At 61.5% G+C, this 23037-nt stretch carries 21 protein-coding genes and 1 tRNA gene; 12 read left to right on the forward strand and 10 right to left on the reverse strand.

The features are described from left to right. Positions 1–15: 15 nt before the first annotated feature. From BDD18_RS13860 to istA, 5 genes are all read right to left on the reverse strand, one after another. Entirely contained in the window at positions 16–2007 is a 1992-nt protein-coding gene (locus BDD18_RS13860) for an AAA family ATPase (RefSeq protein ID WP_244939093.1), read from the reverse strand. After that, on the reverse strand, positions 2007–2225 hold the full coding sequence (locus tag BDD18_RS13865) for a hypothetical protein (RefSeq protein ID WP_142083779.1): 219 nt from the start codon (positions 2223–2225) through the stop codon (positions 2007–2009). Before BDD18_RS13865 ends, BDD18_RS13860 begins: the two co-directional genes overlap by 1 nt. A 220-nt stretch (positions 2226–2445) precedes the next feature. Continuing rightward, positions 2446–2625: a hypothetical protein gene (locus tag BDD18_RS13870; RefSeq protein WP_142083780.1), complete on the reverse strand. Its 180-nt coding sequence runs from the start codon at positions 2623–2625 to the stop codon at positions 2446–2448. Between the two features lie 274 nt (positions 2626–2899). Further along, positions 2900–3685, reverse strand: coding sequence for an IS21-like element helper ATPase IstB (istB, locus tag BDD18_RS13880; protein WP_211360771.1), 786 nt, complete (start codon positions 3683–3685; stop codon positions 2900–2902). Next, entirely contained in the window at positions 3678–5204 is a 1527-nt protein-coding gene (istA, locus tag BDD18_RS13885; RefSeq protein ID WP_142083781.1) for an IS21 family transposase, read from the reverse strand. The genes istB and istA overlap by 8 nt, the downstream gene beginning before the upstream one ends. A 1421-nt stretch (positions 5205–6625) precedes the next feature. Here istA and BDD18_RS13890 point away from each other — a divergent pair. From BDD18_RS13890 to greB, 6 genes are all read left to right on the forward strand, one after another. Then, positions 6626–7459: a hypothetical protein gene (locus BDD18_RS13890; protein ID WP_142083782.1), complete on the forward strand. Its 834-nt coding sequence runs from the start codon at positions 6626–6628 to the stop codon at positions 7457–7459. Between the two features lie 308 nt (positions 7460–7767). Next, on the forward strand, positions 7768–8490 hold the full coding sequence (locus tag BDD18_RS13895) for a hypothetical protein (protein WP_142083783.1): 723 nt from the start codon (positions 7768–7770) through the stop codon (positions 8488–8490). A gap of 372 nt (positions 8491–8862) precedes the next feature. Next, entirely contained in the window at positions 8863–9294 is a 432-nt protein-coding gene (tnpA, locus tag BDD18_RS13900; protein WP_142083381.1) for an IS200/IS605 family transposase, read from the forward strand. 173 nt (positions 9295–9467) lie between these two features. After that, the gene (locus tag BDD18_RS13905; RefSeq protein ID WP_142083784.1) at positions 9468–9935 is read left to right on the forward strand and encodes a hypothetical protein; all 468 of its coding nucleotides are present in this window, start codon (positions 9468–9470) and stop codon (positions 9933–9935) included. A gap of 1203 nt (positions 9936–11138) precedes the next feature. Continuing rightward, positions 11139–11215, forward strand: a tRNA-Arg gene (locus tag BDD18_RS13910). 80 nt (positions 11216–11295) lie between these two features. Next, the gene (gene greB / locus BDD18_RS13915; RefSeq protein WP_044401871.1) at positions 11296–11856 is read left to right on the forward strand and encodes a transcription elongation factor GreB; all 561 of its coding nucleotides are present in this window, start codon (positions 11296–11298) and stop codon (positions 11854–11856) included. Between the two features lie 44 nt (positions 11857–11900). On the opposite strand, the gene BDD18_RS13920 is transcribed toward greB, so the two are convergent. Continuing rightward, positions 11901–14177, reverse strand: coding sequence for a RelA/SpoT family protein (locus BDD18_RS13920; protein ID WP_066698843.1), 2277 nt, complete (start codon positions 14175–14177; stop codon positions 11901–11903). Positions 14178–14342: 165 nt separating this feature from the next. Between BDD18_RS13920 and BDD18_RS13925 the strand changes: the two genes are divergently transcribed. Continuing rightward, complete coding sequence (locus BDD18_RS13925) at positions 14343–15674, forward strand: IS4 family transposase (RefSeq protein ID WP_125958944.1); 1332 nt, start codon at positions 14343–14345, stop codon at positions 15672–15674. 50 nt (positions 15675–15724) lie between these two features. Here the strand turns inward: BDD18_RS13925 and rpoZ are convergent, their stop codons facing one another. The 3 genes from rpoZ to BDD18_RS13940 are packed head-to-tail and all read right to left on the reverse strand — an operon-like array spanning position 15725 to position 17504. Further along, positions 15725–15928 carry a DNA-directed RNA polymerase subunit omega gene (rpoZ, locus tag BDD18_RS13930; protein ID WP_005794722.1) on the reverse strand — a complete coding sequence of 68 codons (204 nt, stop codon included), beginning with the start codon at positions 15926–15928 and terminating at the stop codon, positions 15725–15727. A gap of 16 nt (positions 15929–15944) precedes the next feature. Further along, entirely contained in the window at positions 15945–16565 is a 621-nt protein-coding gene (gene gmk / locus BDD18_RS13935; RefSeq protein ID WP_044401880.1) for a guanylate kinase, read from the reverse strand. Positions 16566–16601: 36 nt separating this feature from the next. Next, the gene (locus BDD18_RS13940) at positions 16602–17504 is read right to left on the reverse strand and encodes a YicC/YloC family endoribonuclease (RefSeq protein ID WP_338071822.1); all 903 of its coding nucleotides are present in this window, start codon (positions 17502–17504) and stop codon (positions 16602–16604) included. A gap of 90 nt (positions 17505–17594) precedes the next feature. Between BDD18_RS13940 and BDD18_RS13945 the strand changes: the two genes are divergently transcribed. The 5 genes from BDD18_RS13945 (at position 17595) to hemW (ending at position 22501) form a co-directional block, all read left to right on the forward strand. Continuing rightward, positions 17595–18611, forward strand: a complete 1017-nt coding sequence (locus BDD18_RS13945; protein ID WP_066698848.1) for a serine/threonine protein kinase — start codon at positions 17595–17597, stop codon at positions 18609–18611. Between the two features lie 85 nt (positions 18612–18696). Next, on the forward strand, positions 18697–19599 hold the full coding sequence (locus BDD18_RS13950) for a PP2C family protein-serine/threonine phosphatase (RefSeq protein WP_142083787.1): 903 nt from the start codon (positions 18697–18699) through the stop codon (positions 19597–19599). Positions 19600–19684: 85 nt separating this feature from the next. After that, complete coding sequence (gene rph / locus BDD18_RS13955; protein WP_142084117.1) at positions 19685–20413, forward strand: ribonuclease PH; 729 nt, start codon at positions 19685–19687, stop codon at positions 20411–20413. A gap of 65 nt (positions 20414–20478) precedes the next feature. Then, on the forward strand, positions 20479–21081 hold the full coding sequence (gene rdgB, locus BDD18_RS13960) for an RdgB/HAM1 family non-canonical purine NTP pyrophosphatase (protein ID WP_142083789.1): 603 nt from the start codon (positions 20479–20481) through the stop codon (positions 21079–21081). A gap of 172 nt (positions 21082–21253) precedes the next feature. Next, positions 21254–22501, forward strand: a complete 1248-nt coding sequence (gene hemW, locus BDD18_RS13965) for a radical SAM family heme chaperone HemW (RefSeq protein WP_142083791.1) — start codon at positions 21254–21256, stop codon at positions 22499–22501. A gap of 24 nt (positions 22502–22525) precedes the next feature. Here hemW and BDD18_RS13970 read toward each other — a convergent pair whose 3' ends face one another. Further along, on the reverse strand, positions 22526–22852 hold the full coding sequence (locus BDD18_RS13970; protein WP_066698856.1) for an I78 family peptidase inhibitor: 327 nt from the start codon (positions 22850–22852) through the stop codon (positions 22526–22528). Positions 22853–23037: the final 185 nt, after the last annotated feature.

A 23037-nucleotide genomic window follows, 5' to 3' on the forward strand; every position in this document is an offset into this window, starting at 1 on the left:
AATTTCGGTTATTCATCACGCCAGCCATAGCCACCCCTCATTGCAGCCAACAACCCCACGGGCCACCAGTCCAGTGATTGCCTCTCTGGTGCGTGTTGCGCGGCGGTCGGTCTGGCATGTCAGCTTTGCAGCGCCAGCAGATACAGCGGCCTCCAGTTCAATGCAGGGGCGCAGCGGCGGGGCTCCAGGCTTGCCCGTGGTGCCATCCTTGAACATCGGGCGCAGCGCATCAAGAATCACCCGCTGATTTCCACCCTGGGGCAGCTTCACGGCGCGCACATCCTCCACGGCGGTATCACGCACCACCACGCAGCTTGTAATGGCCTCGCCGGTCGGCTCTGTGCCCAGTACCTCCACGGCCAGCTTGAACGGGCAAGACTCGCCATCAATGCCGTCTTTGGATTTCGCCACCTTCCATTCCCGGCGGTCGCCTTCGCGTGAAACCTCGATTGCGGCATCCATCGCAGCGAATAGCGAACTGTGCCCACGCAGGCCAGCGGCGGCATTCTTGCCCGTGTGGTGAACCAGCACCACCAGCCCACCGGTCAGGGTTTGCAGGGTCTTTGCTGCCTCCAGAATCTCGCCCATGTCGCGTGAACTGTTTTCGTCGGCAGTGGGCGCGGCGCGGTTCAAGGTGTCCACCACCACCACAGCGCCAGCAGGCACCACGGCGGCAAGGTCTAGCACGTCCTGCCCATCGGTCAGCTTGAACGGTTGCAGCATCATGCGCAGGCCATCGGGCAGCGCACGGCCCCGGCTCACTTCCCATGCCTGGGCGCGCAGCTTGAACCCGGCTTCACCTTCCAGCGCGGCATACACCACGGGCGCAGCCTCCACCCGGCAATCAAACCAGCGTTGCCCCTCGGCAATCGCGGCGGCCATGTCAAAGGCCAGGAATGATTTACCGGATGCGCTCGGCCCATACAGCGCAGCAAGCCCCACGGCAGGCAGCACACCACGCACACGCCACGCCAGCGGCGGTAGTTCGCGCAGTTCATCGGCTCCCAGCAGCTTGTAACGGGGTGCAGGCTTTGGGGGCTCGCTCGCAGCCTCCAGCAGTTCGGCCAGCACATCGGCCCCGTCACGCTGGGCCAGGTCGTTTGCGTCGAAGTTCTGCACCTCGCCCTGGGGCATGTAGGCCACGGCGCATTGCAGCGCCTGGGCAATTTCTGCTGCGCTTTCTTCCTTGCCCACATCAGGCACCAGCACCAGCCGGGCGGCGGCGTCACGCTTGCGCAGGGCTTCGGCCACCTTGCCCACGTTGCCCCAGCCAAAGCACGCCACGGCAGGATGCCCGGTAGCCTGCCAGCAGGCCCACGCCTGCCCGATACCCTCGCACAAAGCCACGGGCGCACCGGGCACCACCTCGCCCACGGTGAAGGATGCCCCGGCCATCGCTGCGCCGGGCAAGTTCAGCTTAGGCTTTTTCCCCTTCGCTTTCAGACGGGCAGCAGTCTCGCCAGTAGTTACACATTGCAGGCTCTGCAAACTGCCATCAGGCGCAAAGGCGGGCACCACCAGCGCCCCGGCCATGCTCTCGCCTTGAATGCGCAGCGGGTCACCAGCAGGCACCACGCGCAGGGCATCCAATGGCACCCCGGCGGCAGCTTTTGCCATGATGTAGGGATGCGCAGCGGTTGCGGGTTCGCAGCGTTTCCACACCTCGGCAGGGCTCATGCCTGGGGCGGGCTTGCGCGCGGGCTCTGTGGCCTTTCTGGGGGTTTGCTGCTGGCGTTGCTGGGGCTTGCCTTCACCCATGCGCCAGCCATGCTCTGCGCCCACGCGGTACAGCGTTCCAGGGCCAATACCCTTGCCCGGCTTGATAGATTTCCACACATCGCGGGATGCTGCGGCGTCGTAATTTCCAGCCCCGGCGCTCCAGGCGTCGAAGGTGTCGAAGTCAAGGCCAGCGGCGTGTGCAGCCATGCCCACCCGCACCCATTCATCGCGGGGCAGGTCGGGCGGGATGCTGTGCAATGCGTCGATTGCTTTTGCGGTGTCTGCCATCACGCGGCACCCCCATTCATCGCCAGGGCTTGCGCGGTGTATTTCCCGTCAAGGCGGTACAAGGCAATCACGCGGTCGGGGCTGTGTTCCGTGGGGCTTGGAACCTCGATGGTTTCCACCGGCCAGCCCAAAGCGCGCAGCGTGAAAATCACGGCTCCCAGTCGCCAGGATTGCGTGCTGTCCTGAAACTCGGGATGGTCAATCAGGCGGCCATCCATCAGCATTCCAAGCGCACGGTCTGCCAGGGTTCCACGCTTGGGCCATGTCGGGCAGAATGGCGGGGGCGGCAGAAACGAAAGTTGTTCACCGTGAGCCCCTTGCGTCTTGGTCGGTGCGGGGGCTTTTCCTTTTGGTGTCGTCATGGGCGGCCCCCCTTGCGAAACCAGCGGGACGGCGCGGCGCACCACAGCGCCAGCATCAGGCGATTGATAGCGGCGCTCATTGCTTCGCCTCCACTTCATCGGCCAGCGCCAGCAGCTTTGCAGCCACATCGCGCAGGCCATCGGGGCCAATGGGCAATGAAACGGCGGTGCCCTCGCTTGTGCAGGCGGTCAGCAGGCCAGCGCCAACCGTGATTTCGTGTCCGTCGGGGTGGGCATAAATGATGGCGGTGCTCATGCTGTCACCCCCAGCACGCGGCGCAGTTCCGACACGTTCCAGGCCAAACGGCCATTAATGCGGATGGGGCGCAGTGGTGTTGGCGCCGATTCAAAATTGAGCCACCGTGCCGATTGAATTTTGAGCCAGGGCTATTGGCCAACCGGTGAAGGCTGGCTGTGGATAAGTGTAGTGCCTTGAGTTGGTTTGGGTCTCCTTGGTGAACGGCCTCGGTGGTCGTCGTTGAGGGCAAGCCGCGCAGGGCGAAGCCCGTAGCGGCTTGCCCTTGAACCGCTCAGAACGGCTCAGCCTTCTTGGCCTGTTCGCGTGCCTTGATGCGTTTCTTGGCCACGGCTGTGCTGTGCATGAACCTGTGGGACTCGTTGCCCGTCTCGACGATGTGGCAGTGGTGCGTGAGTCGATCCAGCAGTGCCGTGGTCATCTTGGCGTCGCCGAACACGCTGGACCATTCCTTGAAGTCCAGGTTGGTGGTGATCATCACGCTGGTCTGCTCGTAGAGCTTGCTCAGCAGGTGGAACAGCAAGGCGCCGCCTGCCTGGCTGAAGGGCAGGTAGCCCAGCTCATCAAGGATGACCAGGTCCATGCGCTGCAAGCTCGCTGCGATGCGGCCTGCCTTGCCTTGGGCCTTCTCCTGCTCCAGTGCGTTGACCAGATCCACCGTGGAGTAAAACCGCACGCGTGAGCCATGGCGCGCGATGCCCGCCACGCCGATGGCCGTGGCCAGATGCGTCTTGCCCGTGCCGGGGCCACCCACCAGCACCACGTTGTGCGCCTGCTCGGTGAACGCCATGCTGGCCAACTGCTCGATGAGCTTTCTGTCCACGGGCGAGCATTCGAAGTCGAAGCCCGCCAGGTCGCGGTGCACGGGGAACTTCGCCGTGTGCATCTGGTAGCTCACTGAGCGCATGGCTCTGTCCGTGACTTCCGCTTGCAGCAGGTGCTCCAGCAGCCAGCGCGAGCTCTCCAGCGTGGTGTGGCCGCCTTGCTTGACCAGGTCCTCCCAGGCCCCGGCCATGCCGTACAGGCGCATCTCTTTGAACTCCTTGTCCAGCTCACGCATGATCGGCCTCCTGCATGTCGCTGCCAGCGCGCAGGCTGTCATAGCGCGCCGTGTCGGCCAGGGGTGTCTGGCTCACTTGCAGGTTGGTCGCAACCGTCTCGGGCAGGGGCTGCGCTTGCAGGCGGCCGAGCACGTTGATGACGTGCTCGGTGCTCACCCGCCCCGATGGCGGCGCACTCTCCAGGGCCAACTCCACCGCCACCAGCACGGCGTCCAGCCCTTGCTTGGGCACCTCGGCCAGTACCTGCGCCATCACCCTGTCGCCGCCCTCCTGGTGCAGCAAGCCTTTGCGCATGCGCTGCAATGGCTCGGGCAGGTCTGCAAAGGGCGCGCCGTTGCGCAGCGCGCCCGGCTTGCGCTCGATCAGCGGCACGTAATGCTGCCAGTCGTAGCGGGTCTGGTTGCGATCGCTCAGGCGCTCGTGCGTGGCCACCATAGCATCGCCGGCCACCACCACGATCTGCGCCGGGTACAGGTGTGTGCTGACCATTTGCCCCGCCCATTCGCAGGGCACCGAGTAGCGGTTGCGCGCCACCGTCACCAGGCAGGTGCTGCTCACCTTCGCCGGGTTCTCAACATAGCCATCAAAGACCACCGGCATGGGCATCAGGTGGCTTTGCTCCAGCTCCAGCATCTCGGCGATGCTGAACGCTTTGTGCTGGGGGTGGCGCAGCTCCTGCCACAGGGCCCGGCAGCGCTCGCCCAACCACGCGTTGAGCTCGGCAAAGCTGCCAAAGCGCCGCTGCCCCGCCTCCACCCAGATCCGACGGCGGCTGTCTTGTACGTCCTTCTCCACTCGACCCTTCTCCCAGCCGCTGGCACGGTTGCAAAAGTCAGGGTCGAACAGGTAGTGCGCGCACATGGCCGCAAAGCGCGCGTTGACGACTCGTCCCTTGCCCTTCTTGACCTTGTCCACTGCCGTCTTCATGTTGTCGTAGATGCCACGGCGCGCCACACCGCCCAGAGCCGCGAAGCTGCGTGTGTGCGCATCGAACAGCATCTCGTGGCCCTGGCTGGGGTAGGCCACCAGCCAGAACGCCCCGCTGGCGCACAGCTTCATGTGCGAGACCTGCATGCGGTAGTACACCCCGCCCACCAGCAAGCCGTCTTCGCTCCAGTCGAACTGGAAGGCCTCGCCCAGCTCGAAGGTCAATGGCACAAAGGCTTTGGTGCTCGCCTGTTGGCCTTCACCTTGGCGCCACTTGCGGATGAAGTCCGTTACCCGTGTGTAGCCGCCCTCGTAGCCCGCTGCCTTGATCTGCGCGAACAAGGCCTTGGCCGTGCGCCGCTCCTTCTTGGGCCGCTTGGCATCGGCCTTCAAGGCTTGCATGAGTTCGGCCTCGTACGCCGACAGCTTGGTGGCCTTCGCCGCCTCACGGCGGTACTTGGGCTCGACCGGCTGCGCCTCATCCAGCCACTTGGCCACCGTGTTCCTCGACAGGCCCGTGGCCCTCGATATCTCCCGCTTCGTCTTCTTGTCTCGGCGATGCATCCGCCGAATCTTGCCAATCATGTCCATGGTGATCACCTTCTTCTTCCCACTGCCGCAAAAAGCAGCAGGGTAGGTAAAACACCTGGCTCAGTTTTGGATCGGCATCACCCAAAAAAGTGGCTCAGTTTTCGGTCGGCGTCAACAGAATCAAGAAATCATGAATCACGGAAACACAATTCCTCGACCCAATACTCCCCGTGGCTGGCTTTCTGGCCAGCGCCGTGCGGCTCTCACCCCGCACGGCAGGTTTGACATCAGCTCGGACAACGTCTCCCGACGTGGTCATCTCACACAAACATCAGCGCCTCGGATAGCGCCCCGCTCCCGTCTTTCGACCCTTCCCACATCCAGCAAGTCTGCAGGGGGGCTCCCACTCACCGGTCCGTCGCGCTGTGCGAACGGCCCAGTTGTGGCTACTCAACAAGTCTCCCAGTCGTAGCTCAACGCCGGTTTCTCAGGCCGGCGAGCCTTAGACTTTCCCAAGTTCTCTCAAAACGCGCGAACACATCGAACGCGAGCTCTGGTTGCTGCATACATGGCGGAACATCCACCTCACCCCCCGCGCGCATGGCGTGGGTAGGTTTTCAGGGGCCCAGGATTCCGTAACGGCTCCCTTACCTGCATCAACCTTCATCGCTCTCTTGCTTGTCGCCGCTGTTGCGGCGATACGCCCTATGTGTCCAGTCTGTTGCACCAGTTCGTCACGAGCCTTCCGGCCCGGGTGCTTCACCGCCAAGCTATCCGCCGACCCCTCGTGAGCTGCGCACCATGCGCAACCCTCAGGGCCGCCACCTTCCAATCTCTCTCAGGTGGCCTGCGTCCTTTCGGAACGCCTCAGGCGTGTCGGTTCAGACACGGGTTCAGCCCTCTCGAGCTGCCCCCGCCCGCGCATCGCTGCACGGTATCGAGTTGAGCGCCAACCCTGGTTTCCATCGCCTGAGCGATGTTCCCCCAGGGCCAGCGTGCCCTTGTCGCCCAATCCTGGCATTGACCAGTCCTGGGAATGGAGTCGTCGGGCGGGAGTTGCAGTCTCCCTTCCGAAATGAGGTCGCTGCCTTCAAGCTTTCCAGCCTGTTGGATACGACCACCCGCGCTCCGTTGTTTGCCGCGCCAGCACTGTTAGATGCACGCGGCTTCCGCAGTCCACCAACCGGATGAGATGTCCGGTGGGGGGCTCGTGTGAGATTTGAGCTGTAGGGGGCCTCACGCCCCGATGGTTTCCTGGGGAGCATCGCTCGACCCAGGGGATACGAGTGATGCGCCGGTAGGGGGTGAGAGTCCCGCTTGCCAGCATCGAATCTGCTTTGTATAGCTACCTGCCGTGGAACTCGACGGGGCCCCCGTCTTCGCCTTGGAATCCTTTTTAGTGCGGTCGCCGACGGCGACTGGCCAGAGCGCCTGCTTTCCAGTGCCTACACGTGGCATCCCTGTTATGGAGTCGCCAGTTCATGCCACGCCCCGCCACCTACAACCCCACCGTCCTCATCGCCAAGACTGTCTTCCTTCAGCGCATTCAGGAAGCCGTCGGTGACGGCTACCGCTACTACGCCACTGGAACAATTCCGCCGCACAGAGCCCTTGGCCTCGTGCGGAAGTTCGCCGAGGCCTATGGCGTTCACTGGGACAAGAACGAGCGGTATCGCCGCAAGGCCGCAGGCCTTGGCAACGCGCGGCTGGTGCTCGGCCTCAACCAAGAGATGACGGTCGACTTCTTTCTGTTGGTCTCGCCAGGGGAGCACGTTGCCCATCAACTCGAACGATTGGCGGATGCGACCAAGCTTCCGATTCGATACCGCGAGTTCGAGCTGGTCACGATGACACTCAAGGGCCGTGACAAGCCCGGCCTCACTTGGCGCCTTGATGCTGCCACGGTCAGTGCCTGGCGCGAGCGCCTGCATCTGCACACGGCGCACTACAACCGCGCGGCACTCTTCCAAGACTGGTTCAGTCTTTACCGCGTGCCCGGTTTCGCGGGCGTGCGGCGACAGGTTGGCGACCTGGTCGCATTCTGGCGCCGCGATTGGAACAAGCTTCGGGGAGCCGACCCGTGTCCGCTGAGCTATCCGCACGACGAGCCAAGGTACCGCGCGATTCCGGCTGTCACCAAAGGCGAAGACGGCATGTACTGGCCGGCACGAGGTTTTCCAACTACGCGACAGCTGCCGACGCTGTTCTATGTCCGCAAACAGAAGGACGTTGGCGAACCGCTGCGACGACTCGTGCGACGCCTGCAAGATGCCTCTGTGACCGCCCAGCACACCCCCGGCAGTGAGTCGGCCTAGGTAGGGGGAGGGCGAACCCGTGCCGCCACAAGTGCCGCGCTATTCAAGCCCAAAGCCTGGCTGACGCGCGCAGCAAGACGTCACGGCGCCTGCCTCGTGCCTGGTCAGGACTGGACCAAGCCCGAGACGCGGCGGCGTCAGTGTCGTCCCCGGAACCGTCACTGCACCGCCCTGATGCTTGCCTGTGGGCTGAAGGTGCGCCAAACGCTAGGCCCCCTTACTGTTGGCGCTTGGGATTCACCGTGCCGGTACTGCGCCGGCACTGTTCGCTACACGAGACCTCACCACAACTCTCTGCGAACAGCATCATGAAAAAATTGGTCGGCATCAAATCCCGCGACGGTGGAAAATCCGCGTCCCTCACCTATCCGGTCCCCGTCAAGTCGGCGCGCAGAGTCCAGAAAGTTCGGCTGCCGGTCGGCGCCATCCGTATCGACGACGATGGAGAAAGCCAGACCTTCGGCGTCGGCTTCATCAAGTTCGTCAGCGGCTACAGCCTGAGCCTGCTCAACGATGCGGACCAAGCGGCGGCACAGGCTTGGCTCGAGCAGGCCGCAACCCGCTGCGCGGAAGGTGGCGCAGCGCCAGCCAGGGTGTCTCTGCTCGATGTGGGCGCCAAGCTGGACGAGCTGCTTGAGCTGATGAGGGTCAGTCGTGCTCAAGCTGACTGCGCCAGCACGCTCGGTCCGGTTCTGCCACCGGCCGTGCCTGCTTCAGTCTATGTTCTGCCCGAGGGGCCTGCGCCAGACGAAGATTCAGAGGGCAAGCTTCTGCGTCTGCTCAGAACCTTCAACGCGGCGGCGGCCGAAATCGTGCCCATGATGCCCAAGGCAGCTGGTGTGTTTCACATCAAATACAAGTTCCGTCCCGAAACCGTCGAGGAGGTTGAACGCTCCTGGGTGCTGTCAGCGACGATGGACAAACGTCTGAACGGTCGTGGTCAGCTCAAGCGGACTGGACCGCGCGAGGAGCAAGCGCAGGCCCGATTTGGAGTATTGGATTCAGTCGTGGACGCGGCAGACACGGAGTAATCGGCGGGGCCGTTAGAGCGATTCCGCTCGCCAAATGGGATTTTTTTGAGGCCTGCATCGCTGCCGAAAAAACAAGACAAGACCAAGAGCAGGTGCTTGGCGATGTGCCTTGGTGGGGGCCTCAGATGTGGAAATCACAAGCGACGCAAGATGAGTGCGACCGGATGTCTCAACCAAAAATCAAGGACTGCTCCCTGTTTGCGATGAGATTCCTTTAGCTAAAAAGCAGCGGTTTACGCCCATGAACCTAGCTACCAAAAGGAGGCCCCCCGGCTCTGCCGGGGAGGCAGTAGAAGTTTGACTTTTCAGGAGGTTGTCCACCGTAGAGACTTTCAATCGTGAGCCGCCAAGCAAACGAAAGGAAGAAACACGATGGACAAGTATGAAAGTTTGAGTCCCACGGCCTGGGATTGCAAATATCACGTGGTCTTCATCCCCAAGTGTCGAAGGCGAACGCTGTACAAGCAGCTACGCGAACACCTGGGTGAGGTATTCAGAAAGTTGGCCGCGCAAAAGGAATGCAGGGTTGAAGAGGGGCATCTGATGCCCGATCACGTGCACATGATGCTGTCGATCCCACCGAAGTACTCGGTGTCGCAGGTGGTGGGCTTTATCAAAGGCAAGAGCGCAATCCACCTTGCGCGGGTGTACGGAGAGCGAAAGCGCAACTTCGTGGGTCAGCACTTCTGGGCGCGAGGGTACTTCGTCTCGACGGTGGGACGCGACGAAGCGGTGATACGGGAGTACATCCGAAACCAGGAGAAGGAAGACGAGAGGTTGGACCAACTCGGTCTATGGAGGTGAGTAGCCACCGATAGGTGGCCCCAAGAATGAGGGGCCGCGTTAGCGACCCCTTACAGCCGCTTTGAGCGGCTCACATCCCGAATGCCCCCGGCTTTGCCGGGGGATGGTTACTGACTACACAAGAAAGCAGTCGCATTTCGCAGACGGCATTTTCAACCCACTAAGGAAATATCATGGCAGACCAAAAAAACCACTTTCCATCTACGATTTGGCATGGTGTCGAAATTCGCGGCAACTACCTTTGCCTCTTTGAATCGATTGACAAGGGGCGCGTGAAGTACCTCACGCTCCAGCAGGAACATCTCGATGAAGCGGCCGAGGCATGTGACGAATTCGCATTGGATAGTCGTGAGCGAGTCAGTGCGTTCCAGGACATCATCGACTCTCGCGTCCATGAGTGGTGCGAAATTCTGACCCCTGAATTTTTCCTCGAATCCTTCACGAACCAGGTCTATAGCTTCGAGAAAGACTTTGTTCCGAAGTTGACGGGCAGTTTTGAAGATTTCATGGAGGCATACGACACGTATTGGGATGTCGTGAATGAGTACATTTCGAGAACGCCGTTCGACGAGGCTCCCAGTGAGGCTGCTCTTCGAGAACGGCATCGCGAGTTGTCGGCCTACCTGGCCCGGCACCTTTGAGGCCGGCATGAGGGGGGTGTGCTAAGCGCCCCAAAAAAATGGCGCTGGTTGCCTCTCGGCCGGCAGCGCTTATCAACAATTCATAACAGGGTGTGACCGAGTCACCCCCTGTTTTTTTGCTTAGTTCCCTCAGTTTTCGCACTCGAACTCTCAAGGTGAAGGGGAATCCTCGAGTGGTTAGGTTTCGGAAGTTCAGGGCCCAGAGGTGGCCTCGTAGATGCGCCTCCAAGACGCATGTATTTTTTGGGCCCGATGTCGAGCATCAGGTTACCTGTTTGTGGCAGCTGCTTGAGTGGAGCGATGACCTCTCGACACACAGATTGCTTGTGCGGTTGTCCCTTCGTTGTGGTTCTGCTTCAGTGTCCTGCCCGAGTGCCCTGGGCCGCACGACGAATCAGAGGCCAAGCTTCTGCGTCTGCTCAGAACGTTCAACGCGGCGGCGGCCGAAATCGTGTCCATGATGCCCAGGGCCGCAGGCTGGTTCCACATCAGTACAAGTTCCGCCTCGAGACCGTCTAGGAAGTGAAATGGTGATGGGTACGAGTGGTGACCACGGACAAAACGCTTACAGGGTCTCAGTTAGCTCAAGCGGGCCCGGCCACGCGAGGAGCTGGCGCATGCACGGCTTGGGACAGTGGACACGATGGTCGACGTTGCAGACGCGGATGAGTCCGTTGGGTCGTGAGTCCGTATGAGTCGCTACACACTGGGAGCTGGTCGCTGCAACTGGCCGACTCGCAGTGGTGCCAGTTGGCCGTGCTGCTCGGCCTACCCGCTGTAGCGCCCGAAGGTGTCCGAAATGGGGTGTTTGACTAGGCTATGATGCTGCCGTCGGGCTTCCGGAGTGGCAGAAAGTTATGCCAAATCTATGCCAAACCAGTTGCCGATGGGTGCAAGTGCTTGCCAGCGACCGCTCGTAAGTGCTTGATTTTGCTGGCCCCTGCTGGACAAGAACACCCGTCAGAGCCCTTGAATTGCTCTCATAATCCTTTGGTCGCGGGTTCAAGTCCCTCACGCCCTACCAAAAGGCCTGCTGCGAATGCAGCCCACTTTTTCATAAAAAGTGGCATTTTTCAAAAAATGCAGTCTGGCGTGTATTACAATCTCAGTCATGCGATGAAGCTGATGTCTTCGCTAAGAAGACAAAAGCAAGTTGCATAAATTTTTAAAGTTCTAAAAATTTATGCTATAATTCAAAGCTTAGCGGCTGTAGCTCAGCTGGATAGAGTACTTGGCTACGAACCAAGGGGTCGTGGGTTCGATTCCTGCCAGCCGCACCAATGTTTAAAGCCTGCAACTGAAAAGTTGCAGGCTTTTTCATTTGTCCAATCGCTTTATTCTTTTCGGAGATGAATGCGCCATGAGCAAAGCCTTCACCAAAGAGACGGATGGTGATGAAGATGACGAGGTGTCGTTGCCTCCCTTGGCCAAAGGTGCCAAGAACTACATCACTCCTGCAGGATACGCACGCCTTCGTGCGGAGTTGCTGGACCTGATTGACAACGAGCGTCCTAAAGTCGTCGAGGCAGTGCACTGGGCTGCCAGCAACGGAGATCGTTCCGAGAATGGCGATTACCTTTACGGCAAAAAGCGGCTGCGGGAGATTGATCGTCGCATCCGCTTTTTGACAAAGCGTCTAGAGATCGCTGAGGTGGTTGACCCTAGCCTTCACGCGGGTAGCGATCAGGTGTTTTTTGGCGCCACCGTGACCTATTGTGATGATGAGGGAGTGGATCGAACCATCACCATCATGGGCATTGATGAGGCGGACAGTCACGCGGGGCAGGTGAGTTGGATTGCGCCCGTAGCCCGGGCATTGCTCAAAGCCAGGGTGGGGGATGAGGTGGCGCTTCCGACTCCAGCAGGCACCCGCATGCTGGAGGTGAGATCCGTCTGCTATCCCGACCCTGTAAAGTCTTGAGTTGTGGCTCTCCTGCCATCGCTGCTCTGGATGGCAGGGCAGAGTCACGTCGCTTGCGGCGTGATTCTGTTGGCACGAATCACCGCCTGGGTGCGGCGCAAATTCCGCAGAGCCGCCTCCAGATGTGCCTGGTCACGTACCGCAACAACGAACCTAAGGTCAGTGGTGTCCAGGGCGGCCTCGTCATCCATGTCCACATGGGTGATGTCCGCTTCGGAGTTGGCCAACTCCTGGGCGATCCGTGCGAGTACGCCCTTGCCGTTGATGACGGTCACAACCACCCCGGTTTCGAACAGGCGTGTCGGTTCGTCTGCCCAGTCCACGGCAATGAAGCGTTCGCTGTCTTTGTGCTGCAAGCGCTTGGCTACACTGCAATCCGCGTTGTGTACGACCAGCCCCTCGCCGCGGCCCAGGTAGCCGACGATGCGATCACCCGGCACCGGGCGGCAGCAAGGTGCATATTGTACGGAAGCGTTTTCACTACCATCCAGAGTGACTGCGCCCTGGGAGAGGGTCTCGTGTGAGGTGTACCGCTCGCGCGTGAGCAGCAGTGCATCGGGACGATGGCCGTGCTCGCCCAGCAGTACCACCAGCCGTTTTGCCACGATGCTGGCGATACGTTTGCCCAGTCCCAAATCCGTCAGCAATTCACTGCGGTTGCGGTTGCCTGTGAAGCGCAACAGCTTTTCCCAAAGAGCATGCGTTTCGCCTTCGTCGGGCGGGAGCTGTTCCAGGCCTTCCGCGCGAATTGCCTGGATGAGCAGTTTTTCGCCCAGGCTTTCGGACTCGGTGTGGGCCAGTGTTTTGAGGTAGTGGCGTATCTTGGAGCGTGCGCGCCCAGTGCGTACGAACCCCAGCCAGGCGGGGTTCGGTGTGGAAACAGGCGTGGTGATGATCTCGACCACATCCCCATTTTTCAGCTCAGTGCGCAAGGGCACTTGCTCGTTGTTGATTTTGGCGGCAGTGGTTCGATCGCCCACATTGCTGTGGATGGCGTACGCGAAATCCACCACTGTGGCTCCGCGCGGCAATGCCATGATCTGGCTCTTGGGTGTGAAAACATAGACCGCGTCCGGGAAGAGATCCACCTTGACATGGTCCCAGAACTCCGCGGCATCCCGGGTTTCGTTCTGGATGTCCAAAAGCGATTGCAGCCATTTGGTACCCAGTCGCTCCGCTGATGAGCCGTCAGAGTCTTGCGCCTTGTAGAGCCAGTGCGCTGCCACGCCGGCTTCCGCAATCACATGCATCTCGTCTGTGCGCATCTGGAATTCGATGTTGATTCCAGATGGCCCCACCAGCGTGGTGTGCAGAGACTGGTAGCCATTGAGTTTGGCAATGGCGATGTGATCCTTGAACTTGCCTGGGACAGGCTTGTACATCTGGTGCAAAACACCGAGTGCGGTATAACAGTCCGTGATGGTGGGTACGATGACGCGAAAGCCGTAGATGTCCGTCACCTGGGCAAAGCTCAGGTGCTTGAGGTGCATTTTTTGGTAAATCGCGTACAGCGTTTTCTCGCGCCCCGCCAGGCGAACTTTCATGCCTATGCGATTGAAGGCTGCGTCTACCTCGGCTTGTACCTTTTGCACCAGATCCCGCCGCCGGTTGCGCGACTTGTTGACCGCCTTCGATAGGGTGGCGTAGCGCCAGGGGTGCAAATGCCGAAACGCAAGGTCTTGCAACTCGCGGTAGGTCTGGTTCAGCCCCAGGCGGTGAGCAATAGGCGCGTAGATTTCAAGCGTTTCGGAGGAAATGCGCCCCCACTTGCTGCGGGGCATGTCCGACAGTGTGCGCATGTTGTGCGTACGGTCGGCCAGCTTGATGAGGATGACCCGCACATCCCGCGCCATCGCCAGCAGCATCTTGCGAAAAGACTCTGCCTGGTTTTCTTCCCGGGTGTTGAACTGGAGCTTGTCCAGCTTGGTCAGTCCGTCCACCAGCTCTGCCACCGGGGCGCCGAACCGGTCAATCAGATCGGCCTTGGTCACGCCGCAGTCTTCCATGGCGTCGTGGAGCAGGGCGGCCATCAGGGCCTGTGCATCCAGCTTCCAGGCGGCGCATTGCGCCGCCACGGCAATGGGGTGGGTGATGTAAGGCTCACCGCTGTTGCGCAGTTGCCCCAGGTGCGCTTCGTCAGCGAAGCGATAGGCCTGCCTTACCTGTTCAATGCTGGCTGCGTCCAGGTAGCTGAGGTTTTCCGTCAGCGCAGCAAAGCTGGCCGCTGCGGCGTTGGCTGCGGCGGCGGTAGGGCTGGCTGTAGGCTGGGCATCGCCAGGTCGGGTCTGCGTTGCAGAAGGTAAGTTGAGCACCGCGGTCATGCCTTAAATGTAGCGCGGGAGTGGGAGGGCTGGCAGAGAAGCAAAAAAAAGCACCGCATAGCGGCAATGCCAGTAAGTTAAGCAAAGGCCCTTCGGGGTCTTTGTTGTTTGTACAGTGCAGGCTTGATCAATTGAGCTTTGGCCATAGAGGTCAAGCGATAGCCAATGCTGCTGCAAGAGTACCTGAACGATACCCATGAGTTTGCGAGCCCCGAACAATGGGGTGTCGTTCAAAGCAACATACCCCAGCAGTGGATTGAACAGGCCTTGCAGATGACGGGTGTAGCCACGCTGCGCAAGCGGCGACTGCCCATGGAGCAGGCACTTTGGCTGGTATTGGGTGTGGCCTTGCTTAGAGACCGCTCCATCGTGAACGTGGCCGAGGTACTGGAGCTGGCACTGCCTGGGCAGCACAATGAACCCATCAGCTCCAGCGCGCTGAGCCAGGCGCGCCAACGGCTGGGCAGTGAGCCCCTGCAATGGCTGTTTCGCCACACTGCTGCCCATTGGGCGCACCAGCAGGCCGCTCGCCACCGCTGGCAAGGCTTGGCGCTGTACGCATTGGATGGCGTGGTCTGGCGTACCCCCGACACACAAGACAACCGCCAGCACTTTGGTTGCCAGCGCAACCACGCAGACCACCAAAGTCCCTTCCCCCTGGTGCGCATGGCCTGCTTGCTCGATGCCAGAGCTCGTTTATTGGTAGATGCCAGCCTGGATGCCTACGACACCAGTGAGTACGCATTGGCTGAACGCTTGTGGCCGAAGTTGCCGCCTGACTCGCTGGTGATTGTGGACAAAGGGTTTTACTCGGCAAGTCTGCTGTGGCCGCTGCAACACCGCCAGGGACGTCACTGGCTGATCCCTGCGCGTGCCGGACTCAGGGGCGAGGTGGTGCAAACGCATGGCCCTGGCGATGTGAGCTTGCGCATGAAGGTCTCGCCCCAAGCTCGCAAGAAAGACCCCGGCTTGCCGCTCACGTGGGAGGTGCGCGCCATCACCCGTGAACTCGATGGCAAACCCAGAACCTTGTTCACGTCCCTGATGGATCCGGCACGCTACAAGGCCGAGGAGGTGTTCGCGCTGTACCACGAACGCTGGGAGATTGAGCTGGCCTATGGAGAGATGAAGACGGACATGCTGGGCCAGGCGATGACGTTGCGCAGCCAGCAACCCGATGGGGTCAAGCAAGAGCTGTGGGCAACCTTGTTGATGTACAACCTGATCCGCTTGGAGATCACGCGCATCGCAGACGAGGCCAAAGTGCAGCCCTGTCGCATCAGCTTCATCACGGCGCTGCGCTACATCGTGGATGAGTGGCTGTGGAGTTCAGGATCACACACCCCTGGGGCCATCCCGGCCAAGCTTGCGGCCATGAGAAAGAACATCCGCCGCTTCGTGCTGCCGCCTCGCAGATCCCACAGGCGGTATCCGCGTGAGGTTCGTATGACCAAGACCCAGTATCCCGTCAAAAAAATGCCGCTCAGACTTAACTGAGCGGCATTGCCGCATAGCGGTGCTTATTTGGGGGCATTGCCCGACAAAAATCAACCTGGAACTTTTTTCAGCATTTCCAGGCCAACCTTACCTTCAGCGATTTCGCGCAAGGCAGTCACGGCGGGCTTGTTGCGGCTTTCGATGCGCGGGGCGTGGCCCTGGCTCAGCATGCGAGCGCGGTACGTGGCGGCCAACACGAGCTGGAAGCGGTTGGGGATCTTTTCCAGACAGTCTTCTACGGTGATGCGTGCCATCGTTTTACTCCGGGATTCAGGTGATATTGAGCGACTTGAAGGTGTCTGCACGGGCGCGGCGTTGCGCGGCGTACTTGAGTCGCTGGGCGTGAACGACCGCTTTCAGATCAAAAAGGGCGCTCTCGAACAACTCGTTGATTATAACGAAGTCGAATTTATCGACCTGCGCCATCTCGATCGCGGCGTTCTTGAGGCGCAGCTCGATGGTTTCGGCCGAATCTTCGCCACGGCGCTCCAGGCGCGAGCGGAGTTCTTCCCAGCTGGGGGGGAGGATGAACACCAGCACTGCGTTGCTGAACGCCTGCTTCACCTGCAATGCGCCCTGGAAGTCGATCTCCAGAATCACATCGGCGCCTTGGGCAATGCGTTCTTCAATCGCCTTCTTGGAAGTGCCGTAACGGTTGCCATGCACATGCGCCCATTCCACGAAGGCATTGGCCTGCACCATGGCATCGAATTCTGACTGCGACGCAAAAAAGTACTCGCGGCCATGCTTCTCTTGCCCGCGCGGGGCGCGCGTGGTGTGAGAGATGGAGGGGCTGACGCGAGAGTCCAGCTCCAGCAGTGCTTTGACGAGGCTGGATTTGCCAGCACCGCTGGGCGCCGCAACTACAAAGAGATTTCCGGGGTAGTCCATAGCAGATAAGCGCAAGGCGCTATCAAAAAATGAGTGTTATTCGATATTTTGCACTTGCTCGCGCATTTGCTCGATCAGGACCTTCATGTCCACGCTGATGCGGGTGAGGTCCAGGACGGCAGATTTGGAGCCCAGGGTGTTGGCCTCACGGTGCAACTCCTGGATGAGGAAGTCCAGGCGTTTGCCGACTTCGCCGCCCTTTTTCAGCAGGCGTTCTATTTCATCCAGATGCGACTCCAGCCGCGTGATTTCCTCTGCCACGTCGATGCGAATGGCAAAAGCGGTGGCTTCGGTCAGTGCGCGGTCGCGGGCGGCCTCGGGCAGGACGGCGCCATCGGTGAGGGCCATGGCTTCCTTCCAGCGCTCCATGAAGCGCTGGCGTTGCTGCTCGACCAGTAGCGGCACCAGCGGCACCGCTTGCTGGGCCAGCGCACGCAGTTGCTTGGCGCGGTCCAGCACCATGGCGGCCAGGCGCTTGCCTTCACGTTCGCGGGCGGACAGCAGCGCCGTGAGGGCTTCTTCGGCCAGCGCAGGCACGGCTTCGCTCCAGTCGTGCGAACTGGTATTGGCGTTGGCGCACAGGCGCAGCGCATCGGCCACGCTCAGCGGCGCAGCGCCGGGCAGCCACGCCTTGACGGAGTCTTGCAGGGTGTTGAGGCGTTGCAGCAAGCGCGCTGGTGGGTCTTGCAGGGTGTTGCTGTCTTCGTTTTCGATGGCGGCACGCACCTCCACCTTGCCACGCTTGAGGCGGGCTGTGAGCAGGCTGCGCAGCGTGGGTTCCAGCGCGCGCAGGTCGTCAGGAAGGCGGAAGGACAGGTCCAGAAAGCGGCTGTTGACCGAACGGATTTCCAGGCCCAGCCTGCGATTTTGGGGGGCGCGGCCCTCGGCTTCAGCGCCAGTGGCAGACGCGCCTTGCTGCGCGCTGGCGTATCCGGTCATGCTGTAAACTGGCATTGGACTTTTTGATGGTTGCTTGCGATCCGGCGATTATCCGGGTTCCGCCTAACCCCCGAGTCATCTTCGCAAAATATGTCAAAAATCAAGCCCGCACCATTGCCACCAGATACGTTGCTCGGTGGCTATCGCGTGGTGCGCAGGGTCTCTTCTGGCGGCTTCGGCGTGGTGTACCTCGCTGTGGATTCCGAAGGCCAGCAGGTCGCCATCAAGGAATACCTTCCTTCATCATTGGCCACGCGCGCACCTGGCGAGTTGCTGCCCAAGGTGCCGCCTGAAAAACTCTCGCTGTACCGCCTGGGGCTCAAGAGCTTCTTTGAAGAAGGGCGTTCGCTCGCGCAGATTTCGCACGCCTCGGTGGTCAGCGTGCTCAACTTCTTCCGCGAGAACGAAACCGTCTACATGGTGATGAACTACCTGGAGGGCGCGACTCTGCAGGATTTCATCATCACCGCGCGCGACCTGAAGACGCAGAAGGTCTTCCGCGAATCCACCATCCGCTCATTGTTCGATGAAGTGCTGCGCGGCCTGCGCATCGTGCACCAGCACAAGATGCTGCACCTGGACATCAAGCCCGCCAACATCTTCATCACCGATGACAACAAGGCTGTGCTGATTGACTTTGGCGCGGCGCGCGAGGTGCTGAGCAAGGAAGGCAACTTCATCCGCCCCATGTACACCCCCGGTTTTGCTGCGCCCGAGATGTACCGGCGTGATTCACAGATGGGGCCGTGGACCGACATCTACGCCATAGGTGCCTGCATCTATGCCTGCATGCAAGGCTTTCCGCCCAATGAAGCGCCTCAGCGCATCGAAAAAGACCGCCTTTCGCTGGCATTGACCAAGCTGCGCGGTGTGTACTCGGACAACCTGATCGAAGTGGTGGAATGGTGCATGGCGCTGGACCCGCTCTCGCGCCCGCAATCGGTGTTTGCCTTGCAAAAGGAACTGAGCCGGGAGGGTGAGCGCCGCTACACCAAGCTCTCGGTGGCTGAAAAAATGCGCCTGCAACTGGACACCCTGGTGTCTGACACCAAGAAAAACGTGCAAAAGGTGGGTGAAGCCACCGGCATCGGAGCCAAGCCCAAATGAACACGATCCACGCCAAGCGGGTCTGCGGGGCAAACGGCCTATTCATTGACGATGCCTGTGCGCATCCCTGTTTGCGTGAACCACTATGAAATTCTCGGTTTTCCAGATCAGCCGCCGCGGCGGCCGCGAAAAGAACGAAGACCGCATGGGGTACTGCTACACCCGCGAGTCGGGGCTCTTTGTGCTAGCCGACGGCATGGGCGGGCACCCTGAGGGCGAGGTGGCCGCGCAAATCGCGCTGCAAACCGTCTCGGCCCTGTTCCAGCGCCAGGCCAAGCCCCAGATCCAGGATGTGCAGGAATTCCTCTCGGGCGCGCTGCTCGCCGCCCACCACCAGATTCTGCGATATGCCTCTGAGAAGGGCATGATCGACACGCCGCGCACCACGCTGGTGGCAGCAGTGTTGCAGGGCGGAGCCGCCTCGTGGGTGCACTGCGGTGATTCGCGGCTGTACATGGTGCGCGACGGAGATTTGCTGACCCGCACGCGCGACCACTCGTACCTGGAACTGCGCAACGCGCCCCCACCGGGCATGGACCGGGTGAACCGCAACGTGTTGTTTACCTGCCTGGGCTCGCCCACCAAGCCCATCTACGACATCACCGGGCCTGTGTACCTGGTGCAGGGAGACCGCCTGTTGCTGTGCTCAGACGGCCTGTGGGGCACCTTGAGTGATGAAGAAATCACCAAGCAGCTGGCCCGCCAGCCCGTTTCTCATGCGGTGCCTGAACTGGTGGAGGAAGCCTTGCGCAAGGCGGGCGACAGCAGCGACAACGTGACCGTGGTGGCGCTGGAGTGGGAGACGCCCGATGCATTCGAGTCCACCCAGGGCGTGTCCACCGACAGCATCAGCGACGATGTGTTTGCCTCCACCATTCAGGCCGGCCCGCTCGATGGCCTGGCCGACGATTTGGACGATGCGGCCATTGAGCGCTCGATTGCCGAAATCAACGAAGCCATTCGCAGGTCGGCCGCCCGCCGCGGATGAGGCACTGGCCCTGAACCCTGTGGACACGGGCCCTTCACGGGCCCGTCTGTTTTGAAACTCTTTTTGCGATGTGATCGCCCCTGAAATGACCACCTTCCAACGCTCTGGCCAACGCGCCGCCGACCAGTTGCGCCCCGTGCGCATCACCCGCCACTACACCATGCACGCCGAAGGCTCGGTGCTGATCGAGTTTGGCAACACCAAGGTGCTGTGCACCGCGTCGGTAGACGAGAAAGTGCCCCCGCACAAGCGCGGCAGTGGTGAAGGCTGGGTGACGGCGGAATACGGCATGCTGCCCCGTGCCACCCACACCCGCAGCGACCGCGAGGCCGCACGCGGCAAGCAAAACGGCCGCACGCAAGAGATCCAGCGCCTCATCGGCCGCTCGCTGCGTGCGGTGTTTGATTTGAAGCTGCTGGGCGAGCGCACCATCCAGCTTGACTGCGACGTGATCCAGGCCGATGGCGGCACCCGCACCGCCGCCATCACCGGCGCGTGGGTGGCTGCGCAAGATGCGGTGAACACGCTGATTGCTGCGGGCAAGATCACCCAGTCGCCCCTGCGCGAGCCCGTGGCCGCCATCTCGGTGGGCATCGTGCAAGGCACGCCGCTGCTCGACCTGGAATACGTGGAAGACGTGGACTGCGACACCGACATGAACGTGGTGATGACCGGTGCGGGCCACTACGTGGAAGTGCAGGGCACGGCCGAAGGTGTGGCCTTCACCCGCAAGGAAATGGACCAATTGCTGGCGCTGGCCGAAAAAGGCATTGCCGAGCTGATCCTGTTGCAGCAGCAGGCCCTGATAGCCTGATTTGTTTACTATTGATTTGATAGCTGCTGGCGCTTGATCAATAAGCGCTAGAGCCTGATTTGACTATGAAACTCGTATTGGCATCCAACAACCAGGGCAAGCTCGCCGAGCTGCAGGCCATGTTTGCCCCGCTGGGCGTGGAACTGGTGCGCCAGGGCGACCTGGGCGTGGGCGAGGCCGAAGAACCCTTTCGCACCTTTGTCGAAAACGCGCTGGCCAAGGCCCGCTTTGCTTCGCAACACACCGGCTTGCCCGCGCTGGCCGACGATGCGGGCATGTGCGTGGACGCCTTTGGCGGCCTGCCGGGTGTGGACACGGCCTACTACTGCACCCAGTTCGGCTACGAAAAAAGCGACGCCAATAACGTGCGCGCGTTGCTGGAACAAATGCAGGGCGTCACCAACCGCCGCGCCGCCATGGTTAGCACCCTGGTGGCCGTGCGCAGCCCGCAGGACCCCGAGCCGCTGATTGCCGTAGGCCGCGTGGTGGGCGAGATCACCACCGAGCCGCGCGGCAGCAACGGCTTTGGTTTCGACCCGGTCATGTTCATCCCCGAATTTGGCAAGACCTTTGCCGAGCTGCCCGTGGAGGTGAAGAACGCGCACAGCCACCGGGGCCGTTCCGCCGCGCAAATGCTGGCCCTGATGCGTGAGCGCTGGTTTGGATGAAGTCCCCCCTGAGTCGCTTCGCGCCTTCCCCCCAAGGGGGGACACCGCCAGCGCACGCAAGTGAAACGCAGCTGCGCTGCCGCGGCGGCCCTTGCGCGGCGGTCGCTCGCATGGCAGTGCCTCTTGCTAGCCACCGCTGCGATGGAAGCGCTCCTATTTTTTTGAGCTTTGAATGGCTATTCCCATAATTCCTGCTAGTGCCGATGACGCGCCCGCCGTGGTGCGCGACATCCAGCACTACATGCGCCCCGGTCTGCTGCAGCTGGCCAGCCTGCCGCCTCTGTCGCTGTACGTGCATCTGCCCTGGTGCCTGAAGAAGTGCCCCTACTGCGACTTCAACTCGCACGAAGCGCGCGGCGGCAGCGCGGCGGGTGAGGTGCCCGAGCAGCGCTACATAGACGCGCTCATGGCCGACCTCGAAGCCGCGCTGCCGCTGATCTGGGGCCGTTCGGTGCACAGCATCTTCATCGGTGGCGGCACGCCCAGCCTGTTCGCACCGCAGGCCATAGACCGCCTGCTCAGCGACATCCGCGCCCGCCTGCGGCTGGAGGCTGACTGTGAGATCACCATGGAGGCCAACCCCGGCACCTTTGAGAAGGACCGGTTCCGTGCCTATCGCAGCGCGGGCGTCACGCGCCTGTCTATCGGGGTGCAGAGTTTCAACGACGCGCACCTCAAGGCCCTGGGCCGCGTGCACGACCGCGCCCAAGCCCTGGCGGCGGTGGCGGAGGCCGCCAGCGCATTCGACACCTTCAACCTCGACATCATGTACGCCCTGCCAGGCCAGACCCTGGCGCAGATGGAGCAGGACATGCAGCAGGCGCTGCAACTGGCGCCGCCGCACATCTCCATCTACCACCTCACCATCGAGCCCAACACCTACTTCGCCAAGTTTCCGCCCGCCATTCCCGAGGACGACCTGGCCTATGCCATGCTCGACCGCATCACCGAGATGACGGGTGCGGCCGGGTTGGCGCGGTACGAGATTTCCGCCTACGCCCGCGCGGGCCACCAGTGCTTTCACAACACCAACTACTGGCAGTTTGGCGATTACCTGGGCATTGGTGCGGGCGCGCACAGCAAGCTGAGCTTTGCGCACCGCGTGGTGCGACAGGTGCGCTTTCGCGACCCGGCCCGCTACATGGACAACGCCCTGGCAGGCCACGCCGTGGCGCAGGACGACGATGTGCGCCGGGCTGATTTGCCGTTTGAATACATGCTCAACGCGCTGCGCTTGCGCGGCGGCTTTGCGCTGACCGACTTCACCGAACGCACAGGCTTGCCGATCAGCGCCATTGCCAAGGCGCTGGATGCTGCGCAAAGCAAGGGCCTGATCGTGCGCGAGGGCGGGCAGGTGCGCCCCACCGAGCGGGGCTTTGACTTCTTGAGCGATCTGCAAGAGCTGTTTCTGGCCGACTAAGCGCGGCCCCTGCAGGGCCGCGCGTCAGCCGCAGCGCACGGCCGTGATGCGGCCGTTGTCGTCCACCACCAGGTTCAGGCGCTGTGCGTTGTATTCCTTCGTGATCATCTGGCCGGGGCGCAACACCCGCGCCATGTGGGCACCCGACTGCACCCGCGCCGCCTCGATCACGCTGGCGGTGCTGTCTTTGCCCACAAACGACTGCGCTGGCGCAGCATTGCATTGGCCACCCACGGGGGGCTGGCCTGCTGGGGTGTTTGACGCGCCAGCACCTGGGTTGGGCGCAGCGCAGCCCGCCAGGATTCCTGCAGCTACGGAAGTGCCTGCCAGGGTCCAGAGAGAGTTTTTCATGCAAAGGCTCCTTGAGTGATTCAGTGGATGGAAAGGCTGCGTACAGAGCCCATGCCTGCACGATAACCCAGCCCGTGGTGGCTGACCGTGTCTGTGCGTAACGCGCGGGCGGTGGCCCCGAAAAGATCTTGAAAAGGCTCTCAAGCCTCTGTCGCATGCACGACGCCGGGCAGCGTGTGCCACAC

It is taken from the genome of Acidovorax temperans (assembly GCF_006716905.1).
GTDB lineage: Bacteria > Pseudomonadota > Gammaproteobacteria > Burkholderiales > Burkholderiaceae_C > Acidovorax > Acidovorax temperans.

Coding starts and splice junctions, on each gene's coding strand:
- BDD18_RS13860 (WP_244939093.1), bottom strand. CDS start 2,007: ATGGCAGACACCGCAAAAGCAATCGACGCATTGCACAGCATCCCGCCC.
- BDD18_RS13865 (WP_142083779.1), bottom strand. CDS start 2,225: ATGGATGGCCGCCTGATTGACCATCCCGAGTTTCAGGACAGCACGCAA.
- BDD18_RS13870 (WP_142083780.1), bottom strand. CDS start 2,625: ATGAGCACCGCCATCATTTATGCCCACCCCGACGGACACGAAATCACG.
- istB (WP_211360771.1), bottom strand. CDS start 3,685: ATGCGTGAGCTGGACAAGGAGTTCAAAGAGATGCGCCTGTACGGCATG.
- istA (WP_142083781.1), bottom strand. CDS start 5,204: ATGGACATGATTGGCAAGATTCGGCGGATGCATCGCCGAGACAAGAAG.
- BDD18_RS13890 (WP_142083782.1), top strand. CDS start 6,626: ATGCCACGCCCCGCCACCTACAACCCCACCGTCCTCATCGCCAAGACT.
- BDD18_RS13895 (WP_142083783.1), top strand. CDS start 7,768: ATGAAAAAATTGGTCGGCATCAAATCCCGCGACGGTGGAAAATCCGCG.
- tnpA (WP_142083381.1), top strand. CDS start 8,863: ATGGACAAGTATGAAAGTTTGAGTCCCACGGCCTGGGATTGCAAATAT.
- BDD18_RS13905 (WP_142083784.1), top strand. CDS start 9,468: ATGGCAGACCAAAAAAACCACTTTCCATCTACGATTTGGCATGGTGTC.
- greB (WP_044401871.1), top strand. CDS start 11,296: ATGAGCAAAGCCTTCACCAAAGAGACGGATGGTGATGAAGATGACGAG.
- BDD18_RS13920 (WP_066698843.1), bottom strand. CDS start 14,177: ATGACCGCGGTGCTCAACTTACCTTCTGCAACGCAGACCCGACCTGGC.
- BDD18_RS13925 (WP_125958944.1), top strand. CDS start 14,343: ATGCTGCTGCAAGAGTACCTGAACGATACCCATGAGTTTGCGAGCCCC.
- rpoZ (WP_005794722.1), bottom strand. CDS start 15,928: ATGGCACGCATCACCGTAGAAGACTGTCTGGAAAAGATCCCCAACCGC.
- gmk (WP_044401880.1), bottom strand. CDS start 16,565: ATGGACTACCCCGGAAATCTCTTTGTAGTTGCGGCGCCCAGCGGTGCT.
- BDD18_RS13940 (WP_338071822.1), bottom strand. CDS start 17,504: ATGACCGGATACGCCAGCGCGCAGCAAGGCGCGTCTGCCACTGGCGCT.
- BDD18_RS13945 (WP_066698848.1), top strand. CDS start 17,595: ATGTCAAAAATCAAGCCCGCACCATTGCCACCAGATACGTTGCTCGGT.
- BDD18_RS13950 (WP_142083787.1), top strand. CDS start 18,697: ATGAAATTCTCGGTTTTCCAGATCAGCCGCCGCGGCGGCCGCGAAAAG.
- rph (WP_142084117.1), top strand. CDS start 19,685: ATGACCACCTTCCAACGCTCTGGCCAACGCGCCGCCGACCAGTTGCGC.
- rdgB (WP_142083789.1), top strand. CDS start 20,479: ATGAAACTCGTATTGGCATCCAACAACCAGGGCAAGCTCGCCGAGCTG.
- hemW (WP_142083791.1), top strand. CDS start 21,254: ATGGCTATTCCCATAATTCCTGCTAGTGCCGATGACGCGCCCGCCGTG.
- BDD18_RS13970 (WP_066698856.1), bottom strand. CDS start 22,852: ATGAAAAACTCTCTCTGGACCCTGGCAGGCACTTCCGTAGCTGCAGGA.